At 39.4% G+C, this 24,870-nt stretch carries 23 protein-coding genes, 1 pseudogene and 1 riboswitch; of the genes and pseudogenes, 6 read left to right on the forward strand and 18 right to left on the reverse strand.

The annotated features are described in order from the left end of the window. Positions 1–213: 213 nt before the first annotated feature. The gene (locus SPD53_RS12550) at positions 214–1,497 is read right to left on the reverse strand and encodes an efflux RND transporter periplasmic adaptor subunit (protein ID WP_336252768.1); all 1,284 of its coding nucleotides are present in this window, start codon (positions 1,495–1,497) and stop codon (positions 214–216) included. Continuing rightward, entirely contained in the window at positions 1,494–2,168 is a 675-nt protein-coding gene (locus SPD53_RS12555; RefSeq protein ID WP_336252769.1) for a hypothetical protein, read from the reverse strand. The genes SPD53_RS12550 and SPD53_RS12555 overlap by 4 nt, the downstream gene beginning before the upstream one ends. Positions 2,169–2,623: 455 nt before the next feature. Here SPD53_RS12555 and SPD53_RS12560 point away from each other — a divergent pair, with 455 nt between their 5' ends. Further along, positions 2,624–3,796 (forward strand): ROK family transcriptional regulator, encoded by a 1,173-nt coding sequence (locus SPD53_RS12560; protein WP_336252770.1) that lies wholly within the window; start codon positions 2,624–2,626, stop codon positions 3,794–3,796. Between the two features lie 57 nt (positions 3,797–3,853). Here SPD53_RS12560 and gndA read toward each other — a convergent pair whose 3' ends face one another. After that, positions 3,854–5,260 (reverse strand): NADP-dependent phosphogluconate dehydrogenase, encoded by a 1,407-nt coding sequence (gndA, locus tag SPD53_RS12565; protein ID WP_336252771.1) that lies wholly within the window; start codon positions 5,258–5,260, stop codon positions 3,854–3,856. A gap of 333 nt (positions 5,261–5,593) precedes the next feature. On the opposite strand from gndA, the gene SPD53_RS12570 reads away from it, so the two are divergent. Next, positions 5,594–5,980: a thiol-disulfide oxidoreductase DCC family protein gene (locus tag SPD53_RS12570; protein ID WP_336252772.1), complete on the forward strand. Its 387-nt coding sequence runs from the start codon at positions 5,594–5,596 to the stop codon at positions 5,978–5,980. Positions 5,981–6,028: 48 nt separating this feature from the next. On the opposite strand, the gene SPD53_RS12575 is transcribed toward SPD53_RS12570, so the two are convergent. From SPD53_RS12575 to SPD53_RS12625, 11 genes are all read right to left on the reverse strand, one after another. Beyond that, positions 6,029–6,436, reverse strand: coding sequence for an NUDIX hydrolase (locus SPD53_RS12575; RefSeq protein ID WP_336252773.1), 408 nt, complete (start codon positions 6,434–6,436; stop codon positions 6,029–6,031). 69 nt (positions 6,437–6,505) lie between these two features. Then, positions 6,506–7,498: an LLM class flavin-dependent oxidoreductase gene (locus SPD53_RS12580; protein ID WP_336252774.1), complete on the reverse strand. Its 993-nt coding sequence runs from the start codon at positions 7,496–7,498 to the stop codon at positions 6,506–6,508. A gap of 319 nt (positions 7,499–7,817) precedes the next feature. Then, positions 7,818–9,725: an ABC transporter permease gene (locus SPD53_RS12585; protein WP_188858302.1), complete on the reverse strand. Its 1,908-nt coding sequence runs from the start codon at positions 9,723–9,725 to the stop codon at positions 7,818–7,820. Continuing rightward, a complete protein-coding gene (locus tag SPD53_RS12590; RefSeq protein ID WP_336252775.1) occupies positions 9,700–10,470 on the reverse strand; it encodes an ABC transporter ATP-binding protein in 771 nt (256 codons plus the stop codon). Before SPD53_RS12590 ends, SPD53_RS12585 begins: the two co-directional genes overlap by 26 nt. A 97-nt stretch (positions 10,471–10,567) precedes the next feature. Next, a complete protein-coding gene (locus tag SPD53_RS12595; RefSeq protein WP_336252776.1) occupies positions 10,568–11,545 on the reverse strand; it encodes a sensor histidine kinase in 978 nt (325 codons plus the stop codon). After that, positions 11,542–12,243, reverse strand: a complete 702-nt coding sequence (locus SPD53_RS12600; RefSeq protein WP_156857515.1) for a response regulator transcription factor — start codon at positions 12,241–12,243, stop codon at positions 11,542–11,544. Before SPD53_RS12600 ends, SPD53_RS12595 begins: the two co-directional genes overlap by 4 nt. Before the next feature lie 176 nt (positions 12,244–12,419). Continuing rightward, positions 12,420–13,142, reverse strand: coding sequence for a cytochrome c biogenesis CcdA family protein (locus SPD53_RS12605; RefSeq protein WP_156857514.1), 723 nt, complete (start codon positions 13,140–13,142; stop codon positions 12,420–12,422). A gap of 20 nt (positions 13,143–13,162) precedes the next feature. Then, positions 13,163–13,324, reverse strand: a complete 162-nt coding sequence (locus tag SPD53_RS12610) for a hypothetical protein (RefSeq protein WP_156857513.1) — start codon at positions 13,322–13,324, stop codon at positions 13,163–13,165. A 92-nt stretch (positions 13,325–13,416) separates the two neighbouring features. After that, on the reverse strand, positions 13,417–13,959 hold the full coding sequence (locus SPD53_RS12615) for a cysteine hydrolase family protein (RefSeq protein ID WP_336252777.1): 543 nt from the start codon (positions 13,957–13,959) through the stop codon (positions 13,417–13,419). 20 nt (positions 13,960–13,979) lie between these two features. Continuing rightward, complete coding sequence (locus SPD53_RS12620) at positions 13,980–15,434, reverse strand: nicotinate phosphoribosyltransferase (protein WP_336252778.1); 1,455 nt, start codon at positions 15,432–15,434, stop codon at positions 13,980–13,982. 268 nt (positions 15,435–15,702) lie between these two features. Continuing rightward, a complete protein-coding gene (locus tag SPD53_RS12625) occupies positions 15,703–15,867 on the reverse strand; it encodes a hypothetical protein (RefSeq protein WP_188858293.1) in 165 nt (54 codons plus the stop codon). 134 nt (positions 15,868–16,001) lie between these two features. On the opposite strand from SPD53_RS12625, the gene SPD53_RS12630 reads away from it, so the two are divergent. From SPD53_RS12630 to SPD53_RS12645, 4 genes and pseudogenes are all read left to right on the forward strand, one after another. Further along, positions 16,002–16,376, forward strand: coding sequence for a hotdog fold thioesterase (locus SPD53_RS12630; RefSeq protein WP_156857511.1), 375 nt, complete (start codon positions 16,002–16,004; stop codon positions 16,374–16,376). A gap of 29 nt (positions 16,377–16,405) precedes the next feature. Then, complete coding sequence (locus tag SPD53_RS12635) at positions 16,406–17,323, forward strand: EamA family transporter (RefSeq protein WP_156857510.1); 918 nt, start codon at positions 16,406–16,408, stop codon at positions 17,321–17,323. 136 nt (positions 17,324–17,459) lie between these two features. After that, on the forward strand, positions 17,460–17,927 hold the full coding sequence (locus SPD53_RS12640; RefSeq protein WP_336252779.1) for a MarR family winged helix-turn-helix transcriptional regulator: 468 nt from the start codon (positions 17,460–17,462) through the stop codon (positions 17,925–17,927). Further along, positions 17,866–18,828: pseudogene (locus SPD53_RS12645) on the forward strand (MFS transporter); the annotation flags it as partial. The gene SPD53_RS12640 and the pseudogene SPD53_RS12645, both read left to right, overlap by 62 nt. 122 nt (positions 18,829–18,950) lie before the next feature. Here the strand turns inward: SPD53_RS12645 and SPD53_RS12650 are convergent. From SPD53_RS12650 to SPD53_RS12665, 4 genes are all read right to left on the reverse strand, one after another. Then, complete coding sequence (locus SPD53_RS12650; RefSeq protein ID WP_188858337.1) at positions 18,951–19,991, reverse strand: ribonucleotide-diphosphate reductase subunit beta; 1,041 nt, start codon at positions 19,989–19,991, stop codon at positions 18,951–18,953. A 43-nt stretch (positions 19,992–20,034) separates the two neighbouring features. Beyond that, complete coding sequence (locus SPD53_RS12655) at positions 20,035–20,502, reverse strand: flavodoxin (protein WP_188858288.1); 468 nt, start codon at positions 20,500–20,502, stop codon at positions 20,035–20,037. A gap of 93 nt (positions 20,503–20,595) precedes the next feature. Further along, positions 20,596–22,830 (reverse strand): ribonucleoside-diphosphate reductase subunit alpha, encoded by a 2,235-nt coding sequence (locus SPD53_RS12660; RefSeq protein WP_156857506.1) that lies wholly within the window; start codon positions 22,828–22,830, stop codon positions 20,596–20,598. A 132-nt stretch (positions 22,831–22,962) separates the two neighbouring features. Beyond that, positions 22,963–23,156, reverse strand: a riboswitch (cobalamin riboswitch). 146 nt (positions 23,157–23,302) lie between these two features. After that, positions 23,303–24,709 (reverse strand): sigma-54 interaction domain-containing protein, encoded by a 1,407-nt coding sequence (locus SPD53_RS12665; RefSeq protein WP_336252780.1) that lies wholly within the window; start codon positions 24,707–24,709, stop codon positions 23,303–23,305. Positions 24,710–24,870 lie beyond the last annotated feature (161 nt).

Below are 24,870 nucleotides of genomic sequence, written 5' to 3' on the forward strand. Positions count from 1 at the left end.
AATTCTTTAAATAATAAGAACATTTATTTCGCTCCAAGGTTCTTAATCCTGCCTTCTGTTTTCCAATTCGATCACAGTGACGGGAGGAATAACTACTACCATCTCATTTATATATCAACAAAAATAAGGTACAATCCATATGCGTGATTGCACCTCTATTTCATTTACTTTTTGATTTTTTACGATTCAAAACTAAACTCGTACAGGTTACTTTTATCTTGCTAATAGACCACTAACAAATGGCTGCAACCAGTTATTCCCCTTCATATGAAATGATTCTTTCGTTACTTGCTTCCATTTTAACGGGGTAATGTAAGATGCTCCTTCTCTAAGTTGGCGAACTGGAGCTTCAGCTAGCGTCGAAGCCACATCTAATCCGGAGTTTATTTCAAATTTTTGATCTTCATATAGTCCGGTCTCGACTGCCTTCTGTTCCAGCCTACCAGCACTGGTCATTTGCCAAACGGACCCATTTAATAAAGCATCCTCAAAAATAGTGGTCGCACCTAGCGATTCTTCAAGTGTAATCGCAAGCGTTCCATGGTAGCCTGGTAATAGCTCTGCTTCTATTTCAGTTTCAGCCTCTGCTTCCGTTTCCTCGTCCTCTATATCTTCTTCTAAAGTATCTTCTTGGAAACTCGCAGAAAACGGGTAAATACTTTCTTTTTCCACGTTAAGTTCAGCAGGGGAATCACCAAGCAACTCCACCGTACCTTCTAAAAGAACATCCGTTTCCTCCAGTTGTAAAACAGCATTCATGCCTTCTTCCACTTCCAACCGTTCCGCTTCACTCAAATCACCTGTTGCATGGAGTTCTGTACTTTCAATAACAATCAATGGATTGCTAAGATCTGTTGAGATATGTTTTATTTTCCCTCCGAAAGGACTCTCGTATGTAATCATATCCCCTGTATCCCGAAGTTCTGCCAATTGATTTTCCAATGTCGTCAATTCAATCGTTTTTGCTGCTAATTCTTGTTCTTTCTCCGCGATAAATTGTTCTTTCATCAATTCTGCTTCAACCGGTGACTCTGGAAGCTCAACGAAAATATCTTCCTCGGTAATCAAAACGGAACTCGATGGATTAAAGTCATTCGCAGGAATTTGGTATGCCTTCATTTGAGAAATCGCTTGTTCAGTGGCAGTGATTTCTCCTTGCACACGTTCCAGCTCCTGAAGTAAATCCGATTCGGTTTCATAATAGTTTTCCACACGGAAGGTGAATAAGCTTGAACCCGGTGTCACTTCTTCTCCAACTGACACAAGAAACTGCTGGAAAATTCCTTCCGTCCTGTCAAAGTAAATCTCCTCTTCATCTGCAGCCGCTAAAACAACTGGTTTATACAGCTCCCGCTTTAAATCTGCAGTGACACTTTCCGACCATTTATTCACATAAGAGACCCGATCGACCCGTGCTTCGTCGTCTAAGTAGACAAGCAGTAAATTTACAGCTATAAATACAAGTATTCCTAATTGAATAAAGTGACTTCTCCTCATTCAAACCACCGACCTATCATATAAGAATCAGCGAATGCAATGGTTCCCGCAAGAACCCAACCGAGAACATGGAGCAACAAGATAAATGCCCATAACGTTCGACTTCCGATTTCAGAGAGCGTATGTAAAAACCGGTATTGGAACCAAATAATCCAAAATTGAAACAACGTAATTGCACCAAAGAAATAAATAAACCAATCGATTTCCGTAATATAGGAAGCGATGATTCCAAAGGATAGCGGGGATACAAACCAATCCAGTCCTGCAAATAAGGCAAGAGGAATCCATAGAAGCCTTTCGATCAACATGACCGCAAGCACGACTTGCTGCATGATGACGAGTTTCCCGTACGGTATTTCCGTAATCAAGTAGAAGATCAGACTCGGTATAAAAAGAAGGAACGCGGCAAATAGGGCACCATAGATCATTCGTCCAATGACAAACCATAATTTACTCGTTTCGTATTCCATTGCACCAAGTTCCGCTACTCCTCCCGACAAAATGGAACTGCCGATGCCTAAATAAGCCATCCATCCATAGATAATTATCGTCGCGAGAATCAATAGAGTACTAGTTTTTCTAACGTTGGATAGTTTTTCCGCTTGTCTAATCCGAAAGATATGGTCATAGATTGATGTGAAAAATTTAAACAACTGGACACGATAGAGCATGATTCGACTTCCTTTTTAAGTTTATATGTAGTGACTTACATTTTAACCTATGTACCGAATAATTTCTATGTATTACATTAAAAAACTTGACATTTCGCCAAGCCTTTACGGCGAATGCTTGTTGAACTTATGCAGAAATAAAACTTTCTTTTATAGTAACCAATTCTTTGCATTTTAAATAAACACCCTTATTTGTTTGCCAAACCAACAAAATTAATATATACTTAACATTACATGTAAACGCTTTATAACTCAAGAGAAGCCATGATTAATCTTTAAAACATCTTTACTCGTTTGTTTGAAGTCTATCAATTTCTATTTGTGTTCTACCCCACAGAATTAGAGGATTTGTTATAATAATTACGAGGGATGAAAGCACTTGCATTATCTTAAATAAACATTAAGATATTTACAATTCATGATGTATCATCCAGACGTATGAAGGGGGAACCGAAATGGTTATTGGGGATGGCGCCTATATAAAAAAAATAAACAGGTCGCTGATTTTGCAAAAGATTATTGAACATGAATTTATTTCACGAGCGGAAATTGCTAAGATAACAGGCTTAAATAAAGCAACGATTTCCGTCCAAGTTGCTGATTTATTGAACGAAAAGCTCGTGCAAGAAACACAACAGGAACATAACACAGTCGGCAGGCGTCCGATTATGCTTTCCATTAATGGAAGTGCTGGTTATGTTCTCGGTATCGATCTTGACTTTAAAGAAATTAAATTTCAAATTGCCGATTTACAAGGAAATATAGTGGAAGTCAATACAATGGCGATCCATACAGAAGTGTACGAAGAAGTCCTTTATATTCTTGTTGAAGAAATCCGCAATTACAAGGAAAAGTATTCTACAAGTCATTATGGACTTGTTCAAACGATCATCGGTGTGCACGGTACCGTAAATAACGATGAATGGGTTCAATTCATTCCGAGATTGCAATGGAGCAACAAGGACTTGAAATCAGATATTGAAAGGGAAATCGATATAGATATTTCGATTGAAAATACAGCGAACCTTTCCATTTTTGCTGAAAGAGTTTATAAATATCCTGATAGCGATAACATGCTTGGTATCGTACTGGGTTCGGGGATTGGGGCAGGAATTATTAACGATGGTAAACTTGTAAAGGGAAACGATGGTTATGCTGGAGAAATTGGTCATATGATTATCTCCCCGTTTGGGCAAGAGTGCAGTTGTGGTAACTCGGGCTGTTGGGAACTTTATGCAGCAGAGTCGGTTGTCTTTTCACAGTTGATGGAAAAGCTTGACCGCCCGAACTTAAATTATCATGACATTAAGCAATTACTGGCTGCAGAAGATCCAGAAACTTATGATGTAATGAAGAACTTTATCAGTTATATATCCATTGGATTAAACAATATGATTAATTCCTATAATCCTGAAACATTGATTATTAACAGTGAGTTATTGAAGGTATATCCAAATGCGATTGAAGAGATTGTCGCAAACTTGAAGTCTTCAGTCAGTGTGTATGGCCAAATCGTCTTATCTGACCTCGGAAAAGATGCTAGTGTTTTAGGGGCAAGTGCGCTTGCAATCCAGAACTTTTTTGAAGTCAAAGAAGTGGTCTTCTCCCGGGAGGAAGTTATAGCTTAGTAAGTAAAAGTTGAAATAAAAACGAGTCATTCAAAATGAATTGACTCGTTTTTTTAATTAGAACCAGTTCGTATGGAACGTTCCTTCTTTATCTTTACGCTCGTACGTATGAGCACCAAAGTAGTCGCGTTGTGCTTGGATTAAGTTTGCTGGTAAGTCTTCCGCACGGTAGCTGTCATAGTAAGCAATTGCGCTTGAGAATGTTGGTACTGCAATACCATGCTTAATTGCAAGTGCAACAACTTCACGCAATGCATCTTGATAGCCTTCCACAATCTCTTTGAAATATGGGTCTAGCATTAAGTTCGCTAAGTTTGCATTGTTATCATAAGCATCTTTGATCTTTTGCAAGAAGTCTGCACGGATAATACATCCCCCACGCCAAATCATTGCAATATCACCATACTGAAGGTCCCAATTGTTCTCTTCAGATGCTGCACGCATTTGTGCGAAACCTTGCGCATAGGAAACAATCTTACTCATGTATAGAGCTTTACGTACCTTTTCAATCAATTCCTTGCGGTCACCATCAAACTGGGATGGGGATGGGCCAGACAACACTTTGCTTGCTGCAATACGTTCATCTTTCAAGGAAGAAATGAAGCGAGCAAAGACGGACTCTGTAATAAGTGGTAGTGGAACTCCAAGGTCAAGGGCGTTCTTACTTGTCCATTTACCAGTTCCTTTTTGACCAGCTTTGTCCATAATTACCTCTACTAGCGCTTTGCCTGTTTCGTCATCTTTCTTCTTGAATATGTCTGCAGTGATTTCAATTAAGTAACTGTCAAGTTCGCCTTTGTTCCACTCAGCGAATACTTCACTTAATTCGTCAGCTTCCATGCCAAGAACATGTTTCAGAATGAAGTATGCTTCTCCAATTAATTGCATGTCGCCATATTCAATCCCGTTATGAACCATCTTCACAAAGTGACCTGCTCCATTTGGTCCAATGTACGTAACACATGGGTCGCCTTCAACTTTTGCGGAGATTGCTTCAAAGATAGGTGCAACAAGTTCGTAAGCTTCCTTCTGTCCGCCCGGCATGAGAGATGGACCTTTTAAAGCGCCCTCTTCCCCACCAGATACACCAGTACCAATGAAGTGAATACCTGTTTCGTCCAACATTTTATTACGACGCATTGTATCTTCGTAAAGTGTGTTTCCACCATCGATTAGAATATCGCCTTCTTCTAAATACGGTTGTAATGATTCGATTGTCGCGTCTGTAGCTGGTCCCGCTTGAACCATCAACATGATTTTACGTGGCTTCTCTAGGGAATTTACAAATTCTTCAATTGTTTCTGCGCCAACAAAATTCTTGCCTTTTGCTTCGTTTGCTAAGAATTCCTCTGTTCGTGCGTATGTACGGTTATACACTGCAACGGAATAACCTCTGCTCTCAATATTCATTGCCAGGTTCTTACCCATGACAGCTAAGCCAATTACACCAAATTGTTGTGCCATATTATTCCCATTCCTCTCATAGATTGTGGTTTTTATATTATTATAAATGCTCTATCTAAACATAACTTCCATTAATATAACTGGTATCAAGATTACATCCGGAGCCTAAAGGGAAAACTTAATCTATTTCCCTAAACTACTTAATTAAAAAAATAAAGATTCCTCTCCATCCTTGTCATATCAATTAATTGACTGACTAAACAAATTAAGTATTTCATAATTATATCATATCGGACTAGTACAGGTTTTACAAGTGATAATGCGTGGGAATACATTGTAGAAACTGCGGATTCATCATATAATGATTATAACAAATTACAGGAGCGACTGTGTATGAATAACATTATATTATTTGATGGTGAATGCCACTTTTGCGATGCGAGCGTCCAGTTTATTATTAAAAGAGATCCAAAAGCTGTTTTCTCATTCGCTTCCCTCCAAAGTGCAACAGGAAAACAACTTTTAGCTGCATACAAACTTTCTGAGAACCTCAGCATGGTGCTTATTGTTGACGGGAAAGCCCACCTTAAATCGAGTGCTGCCCTACGGATTGCCAAGGAGTTATCAGGTATTTGTAAATTAGCGTATGCCTTTATCATGATGCCACGTCCAGTTCGGGACTTATTTTATGATGTAGTCGCTCGAAATAGATATAAGTGGTTTGGGAAAAAGGAAAGCTGTGCAATCCCTTCCCCTGAGGTAAGAAAAAGGTTTTTATAAAATTAACGTAAATTAAATCCTATTGGAGCGATGGGAATGCATTCTTGTCTATTTCATTAAACATTCGATTAGAAATTCCCGATCTTCCGGAAACGATAATTCGAGTTCTTTTATTTCTTGTACATTCTTCCAGGCTATCCCATGAATGAGTTGATCAGGATCTTGAATACTTCTAGTACCGCCAATAATTTTTACTAAGAAATAATGGACTTCTGCAGAAATATTATATGCTTCATATTTTCTTTTTTTCACTTTCATTTTTTTGATAATTTCTGTTTTATATCCCGTTTCCTCTTCTATCTCCCTTATACAACAATCTTCAAATGTCTCATTCCGTTCTTTTCCACCAGAAGGTATGGACCATGTTCTTCTCTCGTCAGGCGCACCTTGCAAAACCATCAATAACTCGCTTTTTTCATTTATACAGACGCCAGCGGCTCCTCGCCATTCCTCCATACGAAAGCCCCCTTTAAGATTTGTGATATCATCTCGTATAAAACTTTCTAAGCCCTCTTTATCTTTTATTTACAACAATTCTCTAGCAAGCAACCGATACACATCCAACCGTTTCTCCTGCGAATGCGGGATACTCACAATCATTGCTTCATCAAAGCCATACTGCTCCTGCTGCTCCCTTAACGTTGCTGCCACTTCTTGCGCACTGCCCACAAGGTGCAATTTACGATTATCTTGAATCTTCATCTTATCCACTTCTGTTAATGGATAATCTTTTGCCTCTTCCGGTGTAAGGACTTGTATATTTTTCCCCTTCTCGAAAAGCAGACGCCAAATATCCTGCGGTTTCGCTTCGTATTCTGCTTCTTCTTTCGTTTCCGCAGTCGTCACCATGTAGCAGACATTAATCTCCGGTTTATCCATGAAACCGGAAGGTTCGAAGCTGTTCTTATATATATCAAAAACTTCTTTTTCCATCTCCCCGGTGAAAAACTGTGCATAGGAATACCCAACACCGCTGCGTCCGGCCTGTGTTGCACTATCACCTGTTGAACCGAGTAACCATGCTTCTGGTAAAGTGACTTGATACGGGGAGGCAATCATTCGCTGATATAACGGATCGTCTGGGACCTCGTCGTTGATGAGCTGAAGTGCTGTTTCTAATTTTTCATACATATTATGGACCATCGGCTGCCTTCCTTCTGATAAGGCATAGATAGAATAATTATCGCCCCCAGGAGCTCTTCCTACTCCGAAATCTATTCTCCCTGGAGAAAAAGCACTTAATGTTTTAAACACTTCAGCCATTTTCAATGGAGAATAATGCATCATCATAATACCGCCTGTTCCAATCCGGATGTTTTTTGTCTTTGCGGCTAAATGGGCGACGGTGATTTCCGGTGCGGAACTTGCAAGCGTGTTCGTGTTATGGTGTTCTGCCATCCACATCCGATGGTACCCTAATTCATCCCCTAAGATAGCCAACTCTTCCGCTTTCTTTAAGGCATCAGATGCTCGGTTTCCTTTTGTAATCGGAGCTTGATCCAGTATGCTTAACTTCATTTTATCGATCCCTTTCCAACATTTTTTTAATCTATTGCCTAGTATAATACATCATTTCACGAACACCATTCATCTGCTTGCACAAACAAAGGCGGAAGCGCCCTCGCAGGTTAAAAACGCGATTCGTTTCGCAACACCTGGGACTGCGATTACTCGTCCCACCGAAGGGCGTTTGCATTAGCACATCCAGTAGTCGTAGCAACGTACAAACTGCGCCTCCTAGGATAGGAGGTAGTTCGATGTTATTATTTTTGTTTTATAGTTTCTTATGCACTAAAAATCCTAATGCAGCCACGAAGGCCACCTTAGGATTTCCCTTTTAGTTCACAATATGTTTTTTTATTCTCCGTATATAATTATGACGGATGAAGATAAAGTAAATAATTTGGATCAGTGTGAAGCTCCCAAGAACAAGAACAGAGCTTTCGAGCATACTTGTAGCGAACATGTTCTTTAGTGCCGTTAAAGCAACTGCACCATGGATAACTGCTACGATAATTGGAATAAAGAACAGTAAGGCAAGCTGTGTTGTTAACACTTTCGACAATTCCTTATCCGTCAGTCCGATTTTACTAATCATCGCGAACTTCTGCTGCTCACTTTCTAAATCCGCATACAAGCGGAAATACAAGAAACTACCTGCTGCTACGAAGAATACAACACCAATGAATAAGCCGATAAACAGAACTGTACCGAAAGATTGATTGATAATATACCAATCGTAACCAAGATTACTAAAGGTGAAGTGCTCACCATATCCATTCGTGTCACTTACCCCTAGCTCTTCTAGCAGCTGTTCTCCTATATCCGCTGTCGCTTTCCAATCTTCTACTTGAAAGGCATAGAAGGTTTCCTGCTCAAAGTCAGTGATTGTATCATAAAATGCATCATCAACAATTAAATAATTTTCAAACGTACGAATCAGAGCCGAACCGAATGCTGTTATCTGATTTACTTCATTACCCGCAAATTCAAGCATTCGCTTCCCCTCCACTTCTTTTGGTGGAAGCATTGCACTATGATAATACAGGTAAGCCGCCTCCTGTCCATCTAAGGCAACCTGTTCCTCGCCCCGTCCTGCTGCTTCAGCAATTGCATTAAACTCCGACTCGGAAATAATCCCCGTTAGTGGATTATAGCCATCATCGGCGAGACTTGGAATTGAAACATTTTTTATATGAACAGGCAGTTTCTGATAGGTAATGCCATCAAGTTTATCCTCAATAATTGCAATATGTTCCGTTTCTTGTTCATCCCCATGCTCTGAATAATATTCTACCGCAAAGGGACGTTCATCTAATATATTATTCGTAATCATAAACCGGAAACCGACAAGCGTACCTATCGCAGTAAACGCAACCGTTGATACAATTGCAACAAAGAAAAAGGTGCGCGCATTATCCTTCATCCGGTGCGCCAAATCGGAAAATAATACGAGATTCGTCTTTTTCCAAAACAGCCCTTTTCGTTTTTTCAACCGATTGATCATAAAGACACTTAATTGAGTGAAAAGGAAATAGGTCCCGATAATGACAATAATTGTTACAGGAATCATGGCGAATACGACTTGATCCCCTTTCACTGTTAATGCAACCCCGTAACCAACCGCCAGTAACATAGCAGCTAATAACGAGAGGAGAACAGAAGCTTTCGGTTCTTTCTTCGGAACAGCGCTTCCCTTGATCAAATCGATTAATTTATTTCCTTTCAAGATGAACACCGTAAAGAAGGATATCACAACAAACAGGAGTAAGAATGCACCACAAGTAAGCAAGATCGCTTCCCATGGCATATAAAACGGCAAGGATTCTTTTAACTCAAGCACCGTTTCCGCCGTCATCAGGATGAGCTTCGCGAACACAAGCCCGATTCCCACACCGAAAATCGTTGCAATGAAGCCGATCAACACATTTTCTAAAAAGACCATCCTACGCAATTGCTTATTCGTCATGCCGAGCATAACCATTAAGCCGAATTCCTTCTTTCGTGAATGAAGGAAGGCACTCATCGAAACGAGTACAAAGATGAACGAAAAAACATAAATAATTCCCTCAGCAAAATGCAGACCTACCGTAACGCTCGAATGCACTTCCTTTAATGCCGGGTGAAAGGCAAAAATCGCATAAACAAAGAAAACCATTACTGAAAATAAACTACTAAGGAAATAAGCAGCATAGACCCGTTTATTTCTTAAGACATTATTAAACGCGAATTGACGAAAGGTCACTTGTATCTCCCCCCAACAGCGATAGCACATCAATTATTTTTTGAAAGAAAGCTTGACGGTTATCCCCACGCTGAATCTCGTTATATAGCTTCCCATCCTTAATAAAAACAACCCGCTGCGTGTGACTTGCAGCGATTGGATCATGGGTCACCATCATCATCGTTGTCCGGTCGTTCCGATTAATTTGCTCAAGCATTTCCATTACCGTCCGGGATGCTTTAGAGTCAAGGTTACCTGTTGGCTCGTCGGCGAGCACCATTTTCGGCTGGTGGATAATCGCTCGGGCTATGGCCGTCCGCTGTGCTTGTCCACCGGAGATTTCATAAGTGCGGTTTTTCAAAATTTCCAAGATGCCGAGCTTTTCAGCAACTGCTGCGACACGCTTCTCCATTTCTTTGACCTTTGTTCCTTCAAGCGTAAGTGGCAGCACAATATTTTCCTCCACGGTCAATGTCGACAGCAAATTAAAATCCTGAAATACAAAGCCCAATTCTCGGCGGCGGAACTCTGCCATTTCATTATGTTTCATCTCTAGCGGATTCTTGCCACTGATAAGAATCGAGCCTGAAGTTGGCTGATCAATCGTTGCAACCATATTGAGCAATGTCGACTTCCCGCTTCCCGAAGGACCCATGATTCCAACAAATTCCCCTTCCTCAATAACTAAATCAATATCCTCAAGCGCTTTATGCGCTACTTTTCCATCATATACTTTGCTTACGTTTTGTGTTTTTAAAATTTCCATACTAAAAACCCCTTTCCTTCTACAACTAGTGTAAAAGAAAAGAGGAATTTTAAACATCGGTCTAGCTTTCAATTAGCTTACATTTCTGTAAGGTTTCTTAACTCGGGAATGTTAATTTGACTAATGTCCCTTTTCCAGGCGTAGATTCTATTTCCACAGTATGTCCTAGGTTGTCACATATATCTCGAACTAGCGCAAGTCCCATCCCCGTCGATTCACGATAAATCCTTCCATTTTCACCTGTGAAAAATGGAGCAAATACACGTTTTATATCTGATTTCGGAATACCGACACCATGGTCTTGAATGAATAATTGAACTCCTGCAGCAGTCCTTGCTTCCGAGATATAAATCTTATGTGCTTTCCCTGCCGAATATTTTACAGCGTTCGTAATAAGCTGGTTGATGACAAAGACTAACCATTTCTCATCTGACTCCACACGAACTTCCGAAAGGTCGAGCTCCGGGTAAACCCTGTTCTTAATGAATAGCCGCTTATTATCGCGAATTACTTGTTCCACCGCTCGCTTTAATCCGACCGATTTCACGTGAAAGTCTTGTTCGAACACTTCTAGGCGAGCAGCATATAAAACCATTTCCAATCCCTTTTCAAGCTTATCCGTTTCTTCACGGATACTTAGAATTTGCTCATCTTCATATTCCTGGATAATCAACTCGATGACAGATAATGGTGTCTTCATCTGGTGCACCCATTGATTGATGAATGTCATATGTTCATTTTTCTTACTGTTCGCATGTGCTATTTCGCTAATATATAAACGATGTTGTGTCTTTAAGAGTTCGCTTAGGGCAGCAGAAAGTGGAGCTTCGTCAAGTGTTTCAAACACTTCCTCCAGCCGGGCAATCGGATTTGCCAAGCGTTGGTAAAATTTCCGTAATGTAACGTAACGGTATACTAAATAACCTGTTAGAAAGAGGATGCTTAAAAATAAAAGATAAAAGACGAGTGACACTTCACGAAGGCCGCTTAACCAGAGCACAAGCACCATAACCGTGAGCTGAATAATATTTAAAAAAATAAGCGGAAACTGGTCACGAAAAAATAGTTTCTTCATGAGCCGTGCTCCCAATTCGCTACGAGCCGGTAGCCTGCACCTCGAATCGTTTCAATCGCATCTTGAATCCCTAACTCCTGCAACCTTTTCCGAACGCGAGTGACATTCACATTCAGTGTATTTTCATCAACAAAAGCTTGGTCATCCCACAGCTTTTCGAGGAGTAATTCCCTTGATACAACCCTCGGAGAACGACTCAACAGCATTTCGAGCAAAACAGCTTCTTTCTTTGTTAGAGTAATCACGTTTCCACCTTTCACTAATTCCATCCGTTCCGCGTAAAGAGTAAGCCCGTCCAGCTCAATCTTCCGCTCTTCCACTTTTGGTGCATATTCCCCGTATGCTCTCCGTAAGTTACTCTTAATTTTCGCAACGACGACTTCATAAGCGAATGGTTTCGTAATATAATCATCCCCGCCATTTTCCAGTGCCATGACTTGATCCATCTCCCCTGAACGGGCAGAAATGAATATGATCGGACAGGTTGAAAACTGTCTAATCTGCCTGCACCAGTAGAAACCATCAAAGCTAGGTAAATTAATATCCAATAATACAAGATCCGGTTGAACTTTGTGGAACTCTTCCGTTATTGCATCAAATTGTTCTGCGACTACCGCGTTATAACCATATTTTTGCAAATGGCTCTGCAGGAGTACGGCAATCTTTGGATCATCCTCGATAATTAAGATCTTCGCCATTGGTAACCGTCCTTTTATACATAAGTTATAATCGTTCCTTATAGTATAACGTAAGTCGGACCATTTTTAACATAAGCATTTCAATTGAATAAACGGGAATCGATCTAAGCAATTCAAATTTTGATTCACTCACAGTTTCACTGGATGATATAAATATATTTCTTTCCCTCCAAAGACTAAAACCCTTGGAAATCCCCAAAAATTGGCGCAAATAATGAATTAAAAATAGTGAACATATCAAAAAACAATATAATTCCCATTAGAATCATGATGCTTCCACCGACTTTCATAAATGCACCACTGTATTTTTTAATCCACGTAAATTTCCCGATAAAAAATGCCATCAACAGAAACGGGATACTAAAGCCTAATATATAAGCTCCCATGTACCAGATACCTTGGGACGGATTCGCGCCGACAAGAGCTAACGTGGCTGCTAATATCGGTCCCATACAAGGTGTCCAGCCCAATGCAAAGGTTAAACCAATCAACACAGTGCCTAGATAACCAGATGGCTTGTTTTTTAAGTTTAGTTTATGGTCTTTCATCAAGAAGGTCGGGGTGAAGATCCCAACTGTAACTAAACCAAAAAACACGATGAAGATCGCACCGACCTGGCGGATGATATCTCCATATTGTATATACCACGTCTCAATTAAACTGGCACTTCCAGTTGACCCTAATCCCAGCACGAGATAAATAATGGAAAATCCTAATAAAAAGAATAATGTATGAAATATCGCTTTGCGTTGTCCTCCTATTTTACCGCTTTGTACATCAGACACACTCATTCCAGTAATATAGGATAAGAATGCTGGATAGAGCGGAAATACACAGGGTGATACAAAGGATAATACCCCTGCGCCAAACGCTAGAATAATAGAAACTTCCGTTAGCATACTCCACCTCCTTTGCTTTGCTATTTCATTTCTTTACACTTAGTAAAATGGTGTAAGACAATCGCTAGTTCTTCTTTCGAGTAATTTAAAAGCAGCGACTTTATTTGATTTCTTTCTTCTTCAGAAATTGTCTTTATTGTTTCATGCGCACCCATGTCACTCTTCCCTTTCACAAACGTCATTGTTATTCCTTTTACCTTACACTAGGATAAGTATTTGTTATCATACTATACTTAAGAAGCCAAGCACACTTGTAACTTCAATCGCGAGCGGTTCAATCAATCACTTCTGTATGGAAACAACGTACCATATGATTAACCATTGTTTCTCCAAGATCTGTAAACGTTGCTATACCTCGTTTGTGAATCGCCGTTTTAAAACCTTCTGCATCTGCTCCTGAAACTGTTAAAAAGTCACAGATATCCGTCGTTACCCCAACGGTATGAACCTTCTCCACACCCGCCTTCCTGAATGTTTCAGCCAAATCTGTTTGGAAGAATGCATTATAGTTAGTCTTTGCCGAATATATTAGGTTTTCATTATTCTGATTAGCTTCGTACCAATCATAGAGCTCCCCGTACAATTGCTGGCCTTTCGTACCGACAATATTATGAGGTGGCCATAATTCGAAGTGAGGGTCATTTGGCTGATGGGCATCCATCGATACAACAACCATCTTTCCTGCTTCTAGAAATTCGGTTGCCAAATCCTTAATGTAGGGTACAATTTCTTGTGCTGGTTTACCGACAGTTAATGGGCCATCGTCTGCTACAAAGTCATTACTCATATCAACAATTAATAACGCTTCTTTTACCAATTTGAATCCACTCCTATATGTTATTTTTTAAAACTGTATTTTTTCATTTCTTCTATATGCTTCATCTTGTTATCCCAACAAGCCTGACTTAAATCGACTGGATATTCTTCCGGATTTAAGGAACGCTTGTATTCTTCCCATAATAGATTCAATTGTTCCTTGGAGTAAGATTGAATCTCTTGGAGTGGTGGGTTTTCATACATAAGTATACCATCCACAAAAATATCCTCATGTAAATCCTTTGCGATGAAATTGGTAACAAAACTTCCAATATACGTATGTACGGGATGGAACATATGAAGTTTAGATTCTTTTTCAGGTTGTTCGTAATTTAAGGCGATATAATCCCCTTCTGATTTATTTGTAAATTTATTAATGATGCGGTATACCTTTTTTAGTCCCGGTGTCGTAACCTTTTCAGGACTGGAAGAAAGCTTGATCCGATCAGTCATTTCGCCATTTTCATCTTCCATAGCTACCATCTTATATACGGCTCCCAAGGCTGGCTGGTCAAAAGCAGTAATCACTTTCGTTCCGATACCCCATGCGTCGATTTGCGCTCCTTGTGCGTTTAAATTCATCATGGTATATTCATCTAGATCATTTGAAGCGATGATTTTGGTATCTACAAACCCTGCTTCATCTAATAATTTTCTTGCTTCTTTGGAGAGATAGGCTAAATCTCCACTGTCTAATCGAATCGCTTCAAAATTTATATTATCGCCAAGCTCTTTCGCAACTTTGATTGCCGTTGGAACACCGGACTTTAACGTATCATAAGTATCCACTAGGAAAACACAATTCTTGTGGGATTTTGCATATTTGTGGAAAGCAATATATTCATCTTCATATGCCTGAACATACGAATGGGCATGCGTTCCAGATATAGGAATACCGAAGCGCTTGCCTGCTCGAACATTGCTTGTGCTAGAGAAGCCACTGATAAAAGTTGCTCTCGTACCCCATAATGCAGCATCAAATTCATGCGCGCGTCTCGTACCGAATTCCGATGCCGGCTTGTCCCCCGCAACTTGCATAATCCGGGAGGCCTTCGTTGCAATAAGCGTTTGGTAGTTAACGATATTCAACAGAGCCGTTTCAATTAGTTGCGCCTCGATTAACGGGGCTTCGACTTGAAGAATTGGTTCATTATTAAATACAACCTCGCCCTCCTTCATTGCACGGACATTCCCTGTAAAGCGCACCGTTCGTAAATAGTCAATAAAATCTCGCTTGTAGCCTAACTCCTTTAAATAATCCAGATCACTTTCGGAAAAATGAAAGGTCTGTAGATAATCGATGATTCGTTCTAACCCAGCAAATATTGCATATCCATTCCCAAATGGCAACTTCCTGAAATACAAATCAAATACAGCTTTTTTATGATGAATATTATCTTCCCAATAAGCTTTTGCCATATTAATTTGGTATAGGTCCGTATGAAGGGCAAGACTATCATCACTGTAATTGTTCATAATAATTTCCTCCTAAGCTGACTAATGGTGCTTGGACACCCGTACTATAAATAAACTTTACACCTACTCATTTGTTTTTTCACCTTTTTTGCAATATATCTTTTGCAAAGTCAACAAGTTCATGCACTTCTTTTGTCCGTAAGAAATTTATATCCAAGCGAGCAAGATGTGCTCATTTTGCTTAGCGCGTCATCTTTAAGATATATCATAGCATGGCGCCCATTTTTATACCCTATCTTTCAAAAAGACGATCTTCCGGAAATCCTGCTTATCTAAAATGATCATATACATTCGATGTAACGACAAAGAAGTCTTTATTTTTTATCTTAGCTTCAATCTGTGTGAAAAAGAAAAAGCCTGAATAAAGTTCTATTAACTTCATCCCGGCTTTTATCATGTCTAGAACATTCTCTCCATCTCGTTTCATATTCATATCTAACATCCTTTTACTGTTTTATTCCTTATGAAAAGGTATGAATCACTTTCAGTATAACCTATGTTACCATGTTTACAAAGCAGTCTCTTCCAGCTATGATGAATACAGAATTCAGGTAGGGAGGACGTAAGATGAATACAATCATGGATGCCATTGGAATAGAGATAATTGAAGTAACAAAGGAAAAAGTGATAGCGACAATGCCTGTACATGGACCAACACGCCAGCCTTATGGATTGCTGCATGGAGGAGCGTCAGTGGTTCTTGCGGAGACCGTGGCCAGTGTAGGAAGCATGAATCTAGTAGATGCTGAAACGGAAGCAGCAGTGGGGCTTGAGATTAATGCGAACCATATCCGCAGTGTGCGGGATGGTAACGTAACTGCAGTTGGAAAACCGCTCCATATCGGAAGGACAACCCATATATGGGAAGTTAAAATTACGGATGAAGCAACAGGCAAGCTTGTCTGTGTATCCCGTTGTACAATCGCAGTCATTCAGAAATAAGCATTTATAATTATGATGGTGAAGAAAGAATGAGTAGACAGAACAGGAAACTAGGGTTTTTCTTTGTTATTATCGGTGCAACATTTTGGGGAGTCGGTGGTACGGTTTCCCAAAAACTTTTTCAAGATTTCCAAATTGAAGTAGATTGGCTTGTTACCGTCCGATTGCTTGTTTCTGGAATCTTATTATTAACGATTCAATATCTCACAAGGGATAAGAAACAAGTATTCGATGTTTGGAAAAATAAGCGGAATGCGTTCCAGCTTCTTATATTCGGACTTTTTGGTATGCTTGCGGTCCAATATACGTATATGGCTTCGATAAATCACGGAAACGCGGCTGTTGCTACCCTATTACAATATCAAGCGCCAATTATGATTATCGCCTATTTATTGGTACGGAGACAGATGAAGTTAAGAAGAATTGATTTTGTAACTGTCTTCCTTTCTTTGAGCGGCTGTTTCTTTTTACTGACGAATGGATCGTTATCAGGATTATCTGTCCCCGCACCGGCAGTCATCTGGGGAATTCTGTCAGGGGTCGCTTTCGCTTTTTACACATTATATGCTGCTTCCCTCCTCGCCTATTTCGATTCCCTCGTTATTGTCGGCTGGGCGATGGTCATTGGAGGCTTCACGTTAAGCTTTATCCATCCACCATGGCAAATGGATTTCGCGGCGCTCCCACTAGAAGGGTATCTTTATTTATTTTTCGTCGTGATTTTTGGAACGATGATTGCTTTTTGGTTTTTCATCGAGAGTTTACATAGTCTTTCACCAAAGGAAACGAGTTTAATAGGTAGCTTAGAGCCGCTCGCCGCAGTTTTAACGACTGTATTTTGGCTGAAAGAGCCATTCGGATCGTTTCAATGGCTTGGCACAGCTTGTGTGATTGCGATGATTGTCTTTATGGCTTTAGCAGATAGTGAGAAAGCTGAGATTGAATGAGGAAGAGACATTCAGGAGTATGGCCTGGATGTCTTTTTATGCTTTTTTACCTTTGACATTTCCTTTAAAATACTCTATAGTTTCCTTCGTTAACTATTACCCTAGGTAACTAATTTTCGCAGGAGGAGGTTAAAACTTGGAAGGATTCTTTCAGCGTTATTTAAGCTTATATCGCCCGCTCATTAGCAAATTGAATGAACTATTAAGCGATCATGGACTTTCCTATTCCTTATGGCAAGTTATCTTTTACTTAAATAATAACGGGCCCTCTACATTAGTTGAGATTGCGAACTACTATAATGTGGAGAAACCAACAATCACAAGGAGAGTTCACCGCTTGGAAGAAATGCAAATTATAAAACCAATTCCGAGTGAAGACAGAAGAGAGAAGATTATTCAATTAACGGATTTGGGTAAAGAGATTTATCGAACATGCAGAATAAAAATAACGGATTTAGAAAATCATGTCATGGAAGGTATCACGAAGGAAGAGCAACTAGCTGCTTATCATATCTTCCCTAAATTACAAGAGAATATTAGAGCGGAAAACATTATTTATTGGCTTAATTCTTTTTACGATTATGAGTATTTTTTATCTTTTTAGTGCGAGTATCTATTCGCTATTAATTGTGCGACTGTTGCATGGATTTACACTTGGAATAGCGAGTACAGCAGCTGGAACAATTGTTGCTGACCTGATTCCGGCATCTCGAAAAGCTGAAGGGATCGGCTATTACAGTATGAGTGCAACTTTGGCTGCAGCTATTGGTCCATTCTTTGGGCTTTATCTAAGTCAAAACACGAGCTATTCGATTATTTTTGGTTTCTGTTTACTATTGGGGGTTATTAGTTTAATTACAGCATTTCTAATCAATGTGCCAAAAGTAGACTTTTCAATAGAAGAGTTAGAGGAGAAAGGATTTAAAATCTCTAATTTTATCGAACCAAGGGCGATGTCTATTGCAATTATTGTTCTCGTGCTAGGTCTTTGCTATTCGAGTGTGCTTTCTTATATTAACTTTTATGCCGCAGAAAAAAACCTCGTTGAAGTGGCGAGTTTCTTCTTTCTCGTCTACTCTGTGGCAATCTTACTATCACGCCCTTTCACTGGCCGCTTAATGGATTTGAAAGGAGCAAACTATGTCATGTATCCAGCTTTTGTGATTTTTACAGCTGGAATGCTGCTTCTAAGTACAGCAAGTGGCGGGATGACTCTATTATTGTCTGGATTTCTGATTGGTCTTGGGTTTGGGAATATCCAGTCCTGCTCACAGGCTATCGCAGTTAAGCTGACCCCGCCTCACCGATTAGGACTCGCTACATCAACCTATTTTATTGCGCTTGATGCAGGGCTTGGGTTCGGCCCTTATCTGCTCGGATTCATTATACCTTTAATAGGTTACAGTTCCCTTTACGGTATTTTAGGTTTTGTAGTATTAGCTTCAACCGTGCTTTATTTCTTCTTGTATGGTAGAAAAGAGAAGCAAATGCTAAGAATAACATAACAAAAATCCGAACAATCTAAGGTAGAAGTTCCTCCTAGATTGTTCGGATTTTCCTATCTAACAAACGATTCTTTTATCGCGCATTAACGGTCTGTAATACCCCCACTGAATGAAGTTTCACTTTATAAGTCGTCAAACCCGTTCAAATCACTTACTTTTGTATAGGCACGTGACTTTTGCTCAAAGAAGTCTGTCTTCGTTCCATCAAAGTTATCTACATATGCGCGAATCCATTTCATCGGATTATCGAAGTAACCATCATATATCTCACTTAAGCCCAACATACGTAACATCTTATTCGCTCGATATTTAATATAGCCTTCCATTTCATCTAAATCAATTCCATCAACATGAGCTAATACATATCTGGACCAATTAATCTCTTGTTCCACCGAATGACGGAACGCATCATATACCCACTCATTGAACGCTTCCGTATTATACTCCGGATTCTCAGCTAGTGTTGCGCGGAACAATTCGCCAATATATCTTCCGTGCTCGAGCTCGTCCCGATTAATATAGCTGATCATCGTACTAGTTCCTACCATTTTATTATTTCGTGCTAAGTTATAAAAGAAGGCAAATCCGGAATAGAAAAACATTCCCTCCAGCAGAGAAGTATAGACCATGACTTTTAATATGTTTTTGATTGTCGGATTCTCTGCAAATTCATTATAAACTTTGATAATCCGTTCGTTCCGTTTTAGGAGAACTGGATCTGTCCGGCCTAACTCGAATGACTTATTCTGTTCATCCAACGACACGACAGATGATAAAACATACGAGTAGCTCTCATTATGCACAGCCTCTTGCTGCGAAATTACAGCCATAATGGATTGTACGGATGGATCGGTTGCGTATAAAGATAATAACAAGGCCGTCCGTGTCTGTGGTGCATCTAACGTAGACAGTAATCCGATAATCTTCAAATAGGCATCCTGTTCATCCTTCGTCAACTCGGGAAACTGCCTAATATCGGAAGACATATTGATTTCATCCGCTTGCCAGTAGTTTCCTAGTAACTTTTTGTAAATCTGATACCAATGGGGATATGCAATATCATTCCAATTTAAAATACCACTGGACTTCCCCCCAAAAATCCCTGTTGATTTATTAGGGTTTTTTGGTTCTAACGTTCTAGCTTTTTTTAAAACTACAGTCATATTTGTATTCCCTGCCTCTTTTAATTTTCTATTCTTACTCACTCTATACGCCTACTGTCACCCAGCTCTTCTGCTCTTTTTCTTTTCTTACACTTTCTACAATTCCATCTACCCAATTGGAAACTTTTATCTCCTGGCTTCCCCTTGGGGACTGTTCTATTTTCAAACCTTCCCATGGACTATTGTAAAATCTAGCTAGTTTCGTAACTGCAAGACAGAACATCTCTTCCCCGCCAAATTGGGTTTCGCCTGAGCCAAACACGGCAATATTATCCGGCTTATAGCCGACATCTGCTACAAAGTCTTTTACTTCAGCCGGGGTACTACCCAGATCCCAAGTAAACGTCCCTAACATGACGACATCGTAATTACTTAACTCAGGAAAATAGGCACCCATACCAATTTCATATAATTCAGGTTGATAACCGTGATGATTTAATCGATCCTGGATCATCTCCGCTATTTCCTCGGTATTGCCACTAAAACTATGATAAGCAATGAGTATCTTCATTTATTTCACTCCTGTTTATAACGTACGATTAATCCCTTTGTCATCGATTCCTTTGGGCAGAGATATGGGAAAGTAAAAACTTTCCCATATCCATTATTGACACCACTCACATTCTTCAATATCTGTAGAAGAAGAGCGTACATAGTAAGTTGTTTTCAGTCCGCTCTTCCAAGCCTGTAGATGCAAGTCTAGTAAAACAGAAGCCCGGATCGTGTTCGGCACATACATGTTAAATGAAATCCCTTGGTCTACGTGTTTCTGGCGCATTGCATTCTGTTTCACCGACCAGCGCTGGTCAACAATATAAGCGGAACGTCTGTAGATATGGTAATTATTGTGGTCCATATCTGGTGCCGTTACAGGCATTTTAAAGTCTTTCTTCTCTTCATGATAGAAAGGTTTAAACACTGGGTCGATTCCTGCAGTAGAGCCGGCAATAATCGAAGTAGACGCATTCGGTGCAACAGCCATTACATAACCATTGCGGATTCCGGTTTCTTTCACCCGCTCCTTCAATGCCATCCACTCTTCGGAATCATCGTACCCTCTGTTATCAAAGTACTCTCCTGTACTCCATTTACTTCCTTCAAATACTTGATAGCTGCCTTTTTCTTCCGCTAAATCTGCTGATGCAGAAATCGCTAAGTAGGCGATTTTTTCATAAATTGCATCGGTATATTCTACAGCTTGCTCTGATTCCCACTCAATTCCTTCTTTTGCAAGCAGATGGTGGAATCCAAATGTACCTAGACCAATCGCTCTATACTTTTGGTTCGTGAGCGTTGCTTGTAATAATGGCAGCGTATTGATATCAATGACATTATCAAGCATGCGAACTTGAATTTTGATGAGGCGTTCCAATACATTATCTGGTACAGCCTTTCCTAAGTTGACGGAGCTCAGGTTACAAACAACAAAATCACCAGGCTTGTATTTTTTCACAACGGCATTTTCTTCCGTGAGATATTGCTGGACAAACTCTGTCGGGGATTGGTTTTGCGTAATCTCCGTACATAAATTCGTGCAATAAATCATCCCAGTATGAGAGTTCGCATTCCGGCGGTTCACTTCATCTCGGTAAAACATGAATGGTGCCCCTGTTTCAAGCTGGGACCGCATGATTCTCTTCATAATTTCAATTGCAGGTACTTTCTTTTTCGAATCTAAATTAGCGTTAATGCATGCTTGATATTTCTTGCGCCATTCTCCATCACCTTTCTTCTCATCGTAGAAATCTTCTAGAGAGAAGCCCATCACCTCACGAACTTCATGAGGGTCAAATAAATACCAGTCTCCTCTGTTCTCCACTTGTTCCATAAATAAGTCTGGCATACTTACCCCTGTGTAGATATCATGGGCTCGTAATCTTTCGTCCCCATTATTTAGCTTCAAATCAAGAAATTCCTCAATATCGCGATGCCATACATCTAAATAAACCGAAATTGCACCTTTTCTAGTACCAAGCTGATCAACACTTACCGCCGTGTTATTTAACTGTTTAATCCATGGTACAACCCCACTAGACATCCCTTTAAATCCTCTAATTGAACTGCCCCTCGCTCGGACTTTACCCATGTAAACCCCAATTCCACCGCCATTTTTCGACAGTTGGGCAACATCGCTATTACTATCATAAATGCCTTCTAAACTATCATTTACCGTATCGATAAAACAACTCGACAATTGCCCGTGACTCTTCCCTGCATTAGCCAATGTTGGTGTCGCAACCGTCATATATAAATTACTCAGCGCCCAGTATGCTTCTAGAACGTGCTTCGTGCGACCCTCAGCTGGTTCTTCTTGCATAAGATGCATCGCAATAACCATCCAGCGCTCTTGTGGCAATTCATAGATATTCTTTTCATGATCCATTGCAAGATAACGAGTTGCCAATGTATAAATGCCAGGGTACGTAAATAATAAATCCCTTTCCTGTTCAAGTGACTCACCAAAATAATCAATTTCCTCTTTCGTGTAGCTTGAAAGAAGATTAGTAGAATAAATTCCTTTATCGGTCAATTGCTTTAATAAATCGTAGAAGGGACCATACGAAAGAGAAGCGTCATAACCCCTATTTTCTGCAGCCTTTTGATAGAGTTCATGCAAATAAATTCGTGTAGCAAAATAAGTCCAGTCTGGTGATACTTCGTCTATATTTTCAAGGGCATGGTTAATTAGAGCATCATAAAATTCATCCCTCATTTGGTCAGAATTCCAGAGTCCTTCCACTTTTTCTTTATATTTTTCGGTTTGAATATTTAATCCCTTGGCCCATTCATCAATTAATTCAATCCCTTTAGAACTTTTAGTTTGACTCATTGTTTGCATTTTATTTCCTCCCTTTATGTAAACACATTAAAAAAACCGTTCATTTTCGGGATGAACGGCAGGAAAAAACGACAAAATGCATAAAAAAATACACACTTCTTATCGTTTTACCTTTCTTACACCCCGAAGAAACAAAACTTGCAAGTTATGGCAGGTCTCCTGGCTTGTGCTTCTTCCTACTATAGCCCTTCCCATATCGTCACCTAACAGCAAGCGATATAGTGGTTTACTAATTCGTCCACACGTACAGTTGCGGGGGCAGCTCCAGCTTTTAACTGGATTCCCTTTTAAACAGTTATCTTGTCACCATTACTTATATACTACATTTAGTATTAAATTGCCTTGTCAAGCACTATATATTGAATTCTATCATAGAGTATACCCGTTTTCAACAATTAATAACTTACGAAAAGGTTCCGTTAGCTGAAGGAAAATTTACTCAAATGTTACAGACCGTTAATACGTGCTAAATTTAAATATTAAATTTCTTTATGCGATATTGAAGGCTCTGTCTGCTTATACCTAGAATCTTTGCAGCTTGTGTTATATTATAGTTATTTTCTAAAAGTGTTCGTTTAATATATTCCTTTTCCAACTGTTCCATTCTAACTCGCAGCTTTCTCGAATGAAAATCGTTTATAGGGGGACTATCCTTGCTGTTTCTATCATTGTCTCTCTTATATTTATTATGGTTTCGAAAACGAGTGGGTAAATGATGAACTTGAATTTCCTTTTCTTCAACTACTAGATTCATCGCACCTTCAATAGTATGCTCTAACTCCCTTACATTCCCTGGCCAGTCGTGTTCATAGAGTAATTCTTTTGCTTCCTCACTAACATTCTTTATATTCATTTGAAAAAGTGTATTGTATTTATGAATGAATTCCGTCGTTAAAGGCATAATATCTATTTTTCTTTCACGCAAAGGGGGGATGAATAAAGTTACGACACTCAAACGATAAAATAAATCTTTTCTTATTCGATTTTCCATAATCATATCGGCAGGGTCTTCATTAATCGTTGCGATAATACGAACGTCCACCTTTTTATCCTTTGTATCCCCTATTCTTCTTACTGTTCTTTCTTGCAGCACTCTCAAGAGTTTTGCTTGAAGGGAAGCGTCTAAAGAATTAATCTCGTCAAGTAACAAAGTTCCACCATCTGCTTGTTCAAATAGACCGGGTGAATCTATCGCATCCGTGAAGGCCCCTTTCTTTGTACCAAATAATAAACTCTCCATTAAACTTTCGGGTATTGCTGCACAATTCTGGGCGACAAAAGGAGCAGATGACCTCGCACTACCATTATGGATACTTTGCGCAAATAATTCCTTACCAGTTCCTGTTTCGCCAACAATAAGAACAGATGAAGTTGTTCGAGTTGCTAGTTTTGCATCTTCAATTACCGTAGCAAATTCTTCACTATCTCCAATAATTTGATCAAATGTAAATTTGGTGTTTTTCCTCTGTAACACATTTTCCTTAATAACTTGTTCTAATTGAGTGATATCTTTTGCTATCTCGACTGCCTCAGTAATCTTTCCATCTTTTATAATTGGAAAAGTATCATTAATTGTCGTGATTTCTTTTCCAATATTATTAAAGTAAGTTTGTTTAATCCCTCTAGTTTCTTTCCCGGTTGTTAATGTATGGACAAGTGTACTATGCTGATTTTCCTTAAATGAAAAAACTTCTAATACATCCTTATCCAATACGTCAGCTGCTTCCATTGATTCAATTTCCATCATTTTTTTGTTATAAATAATTGTTTTCCCTTGATTATTAATTACGTGGATACCAACATTCACTTCATCCAGCAACTGTTCATATAGTTTATTTCTATGCTTTAGTGCTTGCAGATCCATTACATCATTTCCCATGAAAGTGTTCCCTCCCTATTATCAGCTTAATGGAAATATACTGTAATAGCAAAATAATTTTGCACGGTTATGCGCTTTTTAAAAATAACGCAAATTTATTTTGCATCTCTTTTTATTAAAACCTTGATAAGTCAACACTTAAATAGTTGGCATGATTTTTG

Source organism: Oceanobacillus sp. MO10714A (assembly GCF_037072045.1).
Taxonomy (GTDB): domain Bacteria; phylum Bacillota; class Bacilli; order Bacillales; family Amphibacillaceae; genus Oceanobacillus; species Oceanobacillus indicireducens.